The organism is Kitasatospora putterlickiae, from assembly GCF_039527695.1.
GTDB lineage: Bacteria > Actinomycetota > Actinomycetes > Streptomycetales > Streptomycetaceae > Kitasatospora > Kitasatospora putterlickiae.
The window spans coordinates 7176-14802 of the sequence record NZ_BAAAKJ010000142.1 but is presented as its reverse complement, the minus strand read 5'-3'; the positions used below and the strand labels follow the sequence as shown (position 1 = coordinate 14802).

At 72.1% G+C, this 7627-nt stretch carries 5 protein-coding genes; 3 read left to right on the top strand and 2 right to left on the bottom strand.

The annotated features are described in order from the left end of the window. The coding region (locus ABD308_RS15110; RefSeq protein ID WP_344333795.1) for a type I polyketide synthase at positions 1-3296 on the top strand (3296 nt) is incomplete at its 5' end. A 43-nt stretch (positions 3297-3339) separates the two neighbouring features. Continuing rightward, entirely contained in the window at positions 3340-4497 is a 1158-nt protein-coding gene (locus ABD308_RS15105; protein WP_344333793.1) for an acyl-CoA dehydrogenase family protein, read from the top strand. 105 nt (positions 4498-4602) lie between these two features. Here ABD308_RS15105 and ABD308_RS15100 read toward each other — a convergent pair whose 3' ends face one another. Both ABD308_RS15100 and glnA read right to left on the bottom strand, forming a co-directional pair. Then, positions 4603-5274, bottom strand: coding sequence for a class I SAM-dependent methyltransferase (locus ABD308_RS15100; RefSeq protein ID WP_344333791.1), 672 nt, complete (start codon positions 5272-5274; stop codon positions 4603-4605). A gap of 156 nt (positions 5275-5430) precedes the next feature. Next, positions 5431-6843: a type I glutamate--ammonia ligase gene (gene glnA, locus ABD308_RS15095; protein ID WP_344333789.1), complete on the bottom strand. Its 1413-nt coding sequence runs from the start codon at positions 6841-6843 to the stop codon at positions 5431-5433. Between the two features lie 279 nt (positions 6844-7122). Here glnA and ABD308_RS15090 point away from each other — a divergent pair, with 279 nt between their 5' ends. After that, positions 7123-7590, top strand: a complete 468-nt coding sequence (locus ABD308_RS15090) for an RDD family protein (RefSeq protein ID WP_344333787.1) — start codon at positions 7123-7125, stop codon at positions 7588-7590. Positions 7591-7627: the final 37 nt, after the last annotated feature.

Here is a 7627-nt window from a genome sequence, read left to right as displayed (position 1 = left end):
CCCACGTCGCCGGCGTGTTCTCGCTCGACGACGCGGCCCGGCTGGTGGCTGCGCGGGGCCGCCTGATGGGCGCACTGCCGGCCGGCGGTGCCATGGTGGCCGTCCAGGCCGACGAGGACGAGGTCCGCGCCGCGCTGGCCGGGCACGAGCGCAACGCCTCCGTCGCCGCCGTCAACGGCCCCGCCGCCGTGGTGATCTCGGGCGTCGAGGAGGTCGTCACCGGGATCGCCGCCGCGCTGGCCGCGGACGGTCGCAAGACGACCCGGCTGCGCGTCTCGCACGCCTTCCACTCGCCGCTGATGGAGCCGATGCTGGAGGAGTTCCGGCGCGTCGCCGAGTCCGTCGCCTACGCGCCGCCGCGCCTCGCGGTGGTGTCCAACGTGACCGGCGCCGTCGCCGGGCCGGGCGAGCTGGAGCAGCCCGAGTACTGGGTGCGCCACGTGCGCGAAGCCGTGCGCTTCGCGGACGGTGTGACCGCCGCCGTGAAGGCCGGGGCCGAGGTGCTGGTCGAGGTCGGCCCGGACGGCGTGCTCGCCGCCATGGCCGCCGAGCCGCTCGCCGACGCCGGCCTGACCGCGATTCCGCTGGTCCGCAAGGGCCGCTCGGAGACCCGCTCGGCGGCGGAGGCCCTGGCCCGCCTGCACGTCGCCGGGGCGCCCGTCGACTGGCCGGCCCACCTGGCCGCCCTCGGGCGTACCGCCCGCCCCGTCGACCTGCCCACCTACGCCTTCGAGCCACAGCGCTACTGGGCGCGGCCCACCCCGCCGCGCGGTGACGTCGAGGGCGCCGGGCTGGCGGCGGTCGCGCACCCCTTCCTGTCCGCCGCCACCGAACTCGCCACCGGCGAGCAGATCGCCTACAGCGGCCGGATCGACCTCGCCGCCGACGGCTGGCTGGCCGATCACGCCATCTTCGGCAACGCCGTCTTCCCCGGCGCGGCCCTGGTCGAGATGGTGCTGCGCGCCGTCGAGGGCACCGGCTGCCGGGCCGTCGAGGAACTGACCCTGCACGCGCCGCTGACCTTCGCGGCCGGCGCCGTCCAGGTGCAGGTTCTGGTCGGCGAGGCGGAACCGTCCGGCCGCCGCCCGGTCGGCGTGCACTCCCGTCCGGTGGCCGCCGGCTCCGGTCCCTGGACCCGGCACGCGGCCGGCTACGCCGTCCCGCGGGTCTCCGCCGCAGCGCCCACGGCGCGGGTGTGGCCGCCGCAGGACGCCGTCGAGGTGGACCTGTCCGGCTTCTACCCGGAGCTGGCCGACCGCGGATTCGGCTACGGCCCGGCCTTCCGGGGCCTGCGCGCGCTGTGGCGCGGCGGGGACGAGGCCTACGGCGAGGTCCAGCTGCCCGAGGGAGTGCCGCACGCCACCGACGGTTTCTCGGTGCACCCGGCGCTGTTCGACGCCGCCCTGCACCCGCTGCTGGCGCTGCTCGCCACGGACGACCCGGAGCGCACGGTCCTGCCGTACTCCTGGTCCGGTGTCACCTGCCACGCGCGCGGCACCGGCCGGCTGCGGGTACGGGTCGCCCGGCTCGGTGACACCGAGGTGTCGGTGGCGATCACCGAGGCGGACGGCACGCCCGTGCTGACCGTCGACTCGCTGGCCCTGATGCCCGCCTCGGCGGCCCAGCTGGCCCGGGGCGCCGTGGCCGACTCGCTGTTCGCCGTGCGCTGGGCGCCGGTCGAGCCGGGCTCCGAGAGGTCCGGGGGGTCCGTCGAGCTGGTGCACGTCGAGGCGCGGACGGACGGCGATGTGCCCGGGTCCGTACGGGCGAGCGCCCGCGCGGCCCTGGAGCTGGTGCAGCGGCGCCTCGCCGAGCCCCAGGAGCGCCCACTGGCCGTCGTGACCCGGGGCGCCGTCGCCGCCCTTACCGGCGAGACGCCCGACCTGGCCCTCGCGGCCGTGTGGGGTCTGATCCGCTGCGTCCAGATCGAGTACGGCGAGGGCTTCGTCCTCGTCGACACCGACGGCAGCGAGGAGTCGCGGCGCGCCCTGGAGACCCTGGACGCGAGCGCGTCCCAGCTGGTGATCCGCCGGGGCCGGGTCTACGCCCAGCGCCTCGTCCCGGCCGCCGCCGCGACCACCGCCCGGCCGGAGTGGGACCCGAACGGGACGGTGCTGCTCACCGGCGCCACCGGTGGCCTCGGCACCCTGTTCGCCCGGCACCTGGTCACCGAGCACGGCGTGCGCCGACTGCTGCTGCTCAGCCGCTCAGGAGCCGCCGAACTCGCCGAGGAGCTCACCGGATTGGGTGCCGAGGTCACCCACGCGGCCTGCGACGTCTCCGACGCCGGGGCGCTCTCCGCGCAGCTGGCGCTGATCCCGGACGAGGCGCCGCTGACCGCCGTGGTGCACATGGCGGGCGTGCTCGCCGACAGCGCCGTGGAGACCATGACGCCGGACCGGATCGACCGGGTCTTCGCGCCCAAGGCCGACGCCGCCTGGCACCTGCACGAGCTGACCAAGGACCTCGACCTGTCGGCCTTCGTGCTGTTCTCCTCCGTCGTCGGCGTGGTCGGCAACGCCGGCCAGGCCAACTACGCGGCCGCCAACGCCTTCCTCGACGCCCTCGCCGAACACCGTGTCGCCGCCGGCCTGCCCGCGCTCGCCCTGGCCTGGGGCCCGTGGGAACTCGGCATGGCCGGCACCCTCGGCCAGGCCGATCTGGCCCGCTTCCGGCGCCACGGCATGACGCCGCTGACCGCCGGGAAGGGCACCGCCCTGTTCGACGCGGCGCTCGTCTCCGAGGAACCGTTGCAGCTGCCCGTGCAGCTCGACCGTAGCGCGCTGCGCCAGGACACGGTGCCCGAGCTGCTGCGCACCGTGCTCCGGGGCGGTGCCGTCGCCGCGCCCGTCGCCGCGGACCTCGCCGACGAGCCCGCCGAGGAGGAGGACGGCGCGTCCCCGATGGCCCGCCGGCTGGCCGGGCTCGCCGAGGAGGAGCAGCGCGAGCAACTCGTGGCCCTGCTGCTGGAGACGGCGGTGACGGTGCTCGGCTACGCGTCCGTCGACGACATCGACGCCGACATGTCGTTCCAGGAGATCGGGTTCGACTCGCTCAGCGGCGTCGAGTTCCGCAACCAGGTCAAGGCGGAGACCGGCGTGCACGTGCCGGCCACGGTGATCTACAACTACCCGACGCCCGCCGCCCTGGCGGAGCGCGTGCGGGAGCTGCTGTTCCCCGAGCCGGAGGCCGACGAGGACACCGCCGACCTGGACGGCGAGTTCGACGACGGGGACGACTACGACGAGATCGACGACCTCGACCTTGAGGCGCTCGTGCAGCGGGCGAACTCCTGAAGCCCCCCCGCCGCACACCCCCGCCCGACCTGGAAAGTGAGTCATGAAGCCTGAAGACCTGAAGGCCGTGCGCGCGTTCGTCAAGGAGCACCTGGACGGCCGCCACGTGGAACTGGACACCTTCGCGGAGAAGCCCTCGGACGTCTACGACAGGTTCCGGGACACCGGACTGGCCAACTGGTGGCTGCCCGAGTCCCTGGGGGGCCGGGGCCTGAGCCTGGAGGACGGCGTCGAGATCGTCAACGAACTCGCCTACGGCGACGCCGGTGTGGCGTTCACGCTGTTCATCTCGGTGCTGGGCACCAGCATGGTGGAGCTGTACGGCTCGCAGGAGCTGAAGGAGCGCTACCTCCGGCCGATGGCCGAGCGGGGCTCGTTCTGCGCGACGCTGGGCAGCGAGCAGACGGCCGGCAGCGAACTCGCCAAGATCGGCACCGTGGTGGCCGTGGACGGCGAGGAACTCGTCGTCACCGGGGAGAAGTTCTTCTCCACCAACACCGACTTCGCCGACTTCCTGCTCGTCGTCGGCCGTTCGGCCGAGGACCCGGAGCAGTCCGCCATGGTGCTGATCCCGCGCGACACCCCCGGCGTCGAGGTCGTCAAGCGCTGGGACGTCATCGGCCTGCGCGCCTCCTACACCTACCAGGTCAGCCTCAAGGACTGCCGCGTCCCCGTCGCCAACCGCCTGGAGGGCTCGGGCCTGCGGCTGCTGGAGATCGGCCTCAACGCCAGCCGCATCCTGATCGCCGCCACCGCGCTCGGGATCGCCCGCCGCGTCCGTGACCACTGCATGACCTACGCCAAGACCAAGCCGCTGCGCGACGGTGTCCTGCTGGACAGCCCCGTGTTCGCGGCCAAGCTCGGGCAGATGGAGATGCGGATCGACGTCATGAAGAGCCATCTGCTGCGCGCCGCCCGGGAGTACGACGCGATCACGGCGAACCCGAAGGCCGCGGACGTGTTCCACCGGCAGGGCACCCTCAAGTCCGCGCTGACCGCCAAGATGTTCTGCGGCCAGACGGGTTGGGAGGTGGCGAGCGTCGGCTCGGAGATGTTCGGCGGGCTCGGGTACACCGACGAGCTGCCGATCGGCAAGCTGGTCCGGGACATGCGCTACGTCTCGGTCGTGGAGGGCGGCGACGACGTCCTGCGCGACCTGGTGTTCAGCCGGTACGTGATCCCGGTGCCGCGCCGCACCTGACGACCGAACCGGGCCGGGCCCGAACTCCCCTCACTGGACAGGGGAGTTCGGGCCCGGCCGTTCGCGCCCGGGTGCCCTGACCGCGGGCGTCGCCGGTCACCCGGGTCAGCGGACCCGGGGCACCTCGGCCTCGAAGAGAGCGGTGCAGCCGCGCACGGTGAGCTCGTGCTCGGGGAAACGGGCGGCCAGCTCGGCGCGCAGATCGTCGAGCGAGTCCTCGGCGTTGTGCATGATCCCGCGCTTGTTCCAGGCCCCCAGCACGGTGCGGGCGAGCGCCCCCACCGGCACGCCCTTCATCAGCACGGTGGCCCCGAAGATCCGCCCGCCGGGCTTCACGCAGGCCGCCACGTTGTCGAACACCCTGGCCTTCGCGCGGATGTCACCCGGCACGCAGTGCAGCAGGAAGTTCATCGACGCCGAGCCGAACTCCCGCCCGGGCAGCGGCAGGGGCTCCAGCGCGTTGGCCCGGACGGTCCTGACGTCGAAGCGGGCCAGGCGGGCCGCCGCGTGCTTCAGCGAGTGCTCGTTCAGGTCGGCCAGCGTGATGGCCTGTCCCGGGGCGGTCCGGCAGTGGTCCAGGAAGTAGCCGGTCCCCACCCCGAGGTCCAGGTGGTTCGCCGAGATGTTGCGGTCGAACATGCCGACCACCTCGGACACCGGGACCCGGAACAGGAAACGGCAGTTGAACTGGAAGGCCGCCAGGTCGTACGCGCGCAGCGTCGACGGGTTGTACATGGCCTGCCCGGCGATGACCTGATCGGAGTGCGAAACTGACACGTGGAACCTCCGGCCCGGGCGGTGACTGCGTCTCAGCACCGACTATACGCGCCGGAAGTGACCGGAAGTGAGTGGATCCGACGCGCCGGCCGGGGGGGTGCCGGCCTGTGGGAACGACAGGACGCCGAACGTCGTCCCCACAGGTCGCGGGCGCCGCTACAGGTCGTAGTAGAGCTCGAACTCGTGCGGGTGGGGGCGGAGGGCGATGGGGGCGATCTCCTGGGTGCGCTTGAAGTCGATCCAGGTCTCGATGAGGTCCGGAGTGAAGACGTTGCCGGCGAGGAGGTACTCGTGGTCGGCTTCGAGGGCCTCCAGGACGGCAGGGAGGGAGGTGGGGACCTGGGGGACGTTGGCGTGGTCCTCGGGGGCCAGTTCGTAGAGGTCCTTGTCGACCGGCTCCAGGGGTTCGATCTTGTTCTTGACGCCGTCCAGGCCGGCCATCAGCATGGCGGCGAAGGCCAGGTAGGGGTTGGAGGAGGGGTCGGGGGCGCGGAACTCGATGCGCTTGGCCTTGGCGTTGGAGCCGGTGATGGGGATGCGGATCGCGGCGGAGCGGTTGCGCTGGGAGTAGACCAGGTTGACCGGGGCCTCGAAGCCGGGCACCAGGCGGTGGTAGGAGTTCACCGAGGGGTTGGTGAAGGCGAGCAGGGACGGGGCGTGCTTGAGCAGGCCGCCGATGTAGTAGCGGGCCATGTCGGAGAGGCCCGCGTAGCCCTGCTCGTCGTAGAAGAGCGGTGAGCCCTCGCTCCACAGCGACTGGTGGACGTGCATGCCCGAGCCGTTGTCGCCGAAGATCGGCTTGGGCATGAAGGTGGCCGTCTTGCCGCTGCGCCAGGCGACGTTCTTGATGATGTACTTGAACAGCATCAGGTCGTCGGCGGCGTGCAGCAGGGTGTTGAACCTGTAGTTGATCTCCGCCTGGCCGGCCGTGCCGACCTCGTGGTGCTGGCGCTCGACCTCCAGGCCGGCCCTGGCCAGTTCCAGGGACATCTCGGCGCGCAGGTCGGCGAAGTGGTCGACGGGCGGGACGGGGAAGTAGCCGCCCTTGTACTTGACCTTGTAGCCCCGGACGTCGCCCTCGGTGGAGCCGCTGTTCCAGGCGCCGGCCTCGGAGTCGATGTGGTAGTACGAGGCGTTGGCGCTGGTGTCGAAGCGGACCGAGTCGAAGACGTAGAACTCGGCCTCGGGGCCGAAGAACGCGGTGTCCGCGATGCCGGAGGAGGCGAGGTAGGCCTCGGCCTTCCTGGCGACGTTGCGCGGGTCGCGGCTGTAGGCCTCGCCGGTCACCGGGTCCTGGATGAAGAAGTTGATGTTGAGGTGCTTCTCCTGGCGGAACGGGTCCAGCCGGGCCGTGGCGAGATCGGGGACCAGGCCCATGTCGGACTCGTGGATGGCCTGGAAGCCGCGGATCGACGAGCCGTCGAACATCAGGACCTCGGACGGGTCGAACGTCGCCGCGGGTACGGAGAAGTGCTGCAAGACGCCCGGCAGGTCGCAGAAGCGGACGTCGACGAACTTCACGTCGTTGTCCTGGATGAACTGCTTCACTTCGGCGGCGTTGTTGAACATCCATCCTCCTCGGTGTTGCGAATGGGGCTCACCCTAGGAACGGGCCGTTTCCGATCGGTGACCCAGTCTTTTCCTGCATGTTAACGGGCGGGCGGCAAAGGTGGACGGGATCGGACAAAGCGCCTTGCCGTGGCAGGTGGGGCCGGTGTTGTGGTCTAGACCATTGAGGGGCGGCGGGGCAAGGCCGGCGGCGGCCGGTTCACTCTCCGGTGGCGGGTCCGGCGGGTCCGGCGGGGAGGCGGTGGCCGTTCCCGGTGTTCGCCCGGTTAATGTGGATTCGTGGACACCAGAGAAGCGTTGGGATCGTGGATCGACGGCCCGAAGGCGGCCGCCGAGAAGATGGGGGCCGACTTCGGCCACCGCGGTGAGCGCCTCGGACTGCCCAAGGAGGGCCCGGGCTCGATCGCCGGCCCCGGCCGCCGGATGGGCGCGCTGTTCGTCGACGGGTGGCTGGTCGCCCTGGTCGCCTACGGGCTGATCGGCAAGGGCTCCGCGGCCTCGGCGAACATGTGGACCACCCCGCTGTTCTTCGCCGTCACCGTGCTGCTGCTCGCCACCACCGGGACGACCTTCGGCAAGCGGCTGTTCGGGCTGCGGGTCGTCCGCCTGGACGGCCGCCGGGCGAGCATCCCGCAGGTCATGCTGCGCACCCTGCTGCTCTGCCTGGTGGTGCCCGCGCTGGTCTGGGACCGGGACACCCGGGGGCTGCACGACAAGGCGGTCGGCACCGTCGAGGTGCGGATCTGAGACCCGTCGGGCCGCAGGGCGGCCGAACGACGAACGG

Excerpts from the sequence above, each read along its gene's own strand:
- ABD308_RS15105 (WP_344333793.1), top strand. The coding sequence starts at position 3,340 with ATGAAGCCTGAAGACCTGAAGGCCGTGCGCGCGTTCGTCAAGGAGCAC.
- glnA (WP_344333789.1), bottom strand. The coding sequence starts at position 6,843 with ATGTTCAACAACGCCGCCGAAGTGAAGCAGTTCATCCAGGACAACGAC.